We start from the raw sequence: 1180 nt of genomic DNA on the forward strand, positions 1-1180 counted from the left end.
GTGTGGTACCAGGCCAGCGCCGCCAGTGCGTCGGGGAGCGGGTGGGGGAGGGCGTCCGGCGCGGGCGGGTCGAGCGGGATCGAGCCTTGGCGCGGGTTCAGGAGCCGGTCGGCGGCGTGGGCGGTGTGCGTGTAGAAGTGCAGGATCCGTCGCAGCGCGGCGTCGCGGGCGTCTTCGGTGAGGGTGTCGCTGGCATAGAGCCGGATCAGGTCGTGCATCCGGTATCGGCGCGGAACGTGTTGCTGTACCAGGGAAGCGATCTCCAGTTCCCGCAACACCGTTCGCAGCTGGGCGGCCGGGGTTGCTGCCAACGCCTCGGCGGCGGCCAGGCTGATGTCCGGTCCCGGGGCGATGCCCAGCAAGCCGAACAGCCGCGTCGCCTGCGGGCTGAGGGCGCGGACTGACCAGGACAGCACTGCTCGCAGGTTCACGCGCAGGCCACCGGCATCCAAGCCGTCCAGTCGGGCGGAGGCGTCGCGCAGTTCCTCGGCCAGTACTGCCAGTGGGAACGTCGGGTGGTGTTGCGCGCGGGCAGCCACGATCCGCACGGCCAGCGGCAATCCCGCGCACATCGTGAGCAGGTCGGCGACCGTGCCCGGTTCGGTGGCCAGCCGGTCCGGGCCGAGGTGTCCGGTGAGCAGTTCCCGGGCGTCGGAGTCGGGGAGGACGTCCAGGTTGAGCAGCTGCACGCCGTACAGTGCAGCGAGGCCGACCAGATGGCGGCGGCTGGTGATCAGGACCGTGCAGGTGGGAGTGCCCGGCAGCAGGGGCGTGACCTGCTCGATGTCGCGGGCGTTGTCCAGCACCAGCAGCATCCGTTTTCCGGCGAGCAGGCTGCGGTACAACCCGATCTGGGCTTCGAGGTCGACGGGGATCGCGGAAGGGGCGACGCCGAGGGCGTCCAGGAATCCGCGGATCGCCTCAGCCGCGGACGTGGGTTGCCCGGTGGGATCGAAACCGTGCAGGTCGACGTGCAGTTGCCCGTCGGGAAACCGGCTCAGCCGCTGGTGTGCCCAGTGCAGCGCCAGCCAGGTCTTGCCGATCCCGCCGGTGCCGCCGATCGCCACGGTGCCCGCCAAGTCCAGGTGGCGGTCCAGTTGGACGAGTTCGACGGTGCGGCCCGTGAACAGCCGGGGCGGACACGGCAGCTGTCGGGGGACTGGAGGCCGGGTCGGGGGAT

At 71.2% G+C, this 1180-nt stretch carries 1 pseudogene; it reads right to left on the reverse strand.

The features are described 5' to 3' along the window. Nucleotides 1-1180: pseudogene (locus tag D0D37_RS46365) on the reverse strand (NB-ARC domain-containing protein); the annotation flags it as partial.

Origin of the sequence: Amycolatopsis circi, assembly GCF_003385235.1 — a bacterium.
In the GTDB taxonomy this organism is placed as follows: Bacteria; Actinomycetota; Actinomycetes; order Mycobacteriales; family Pseudonocardiaceae; genus Amycolatopsis; species Amycolatopsis circi.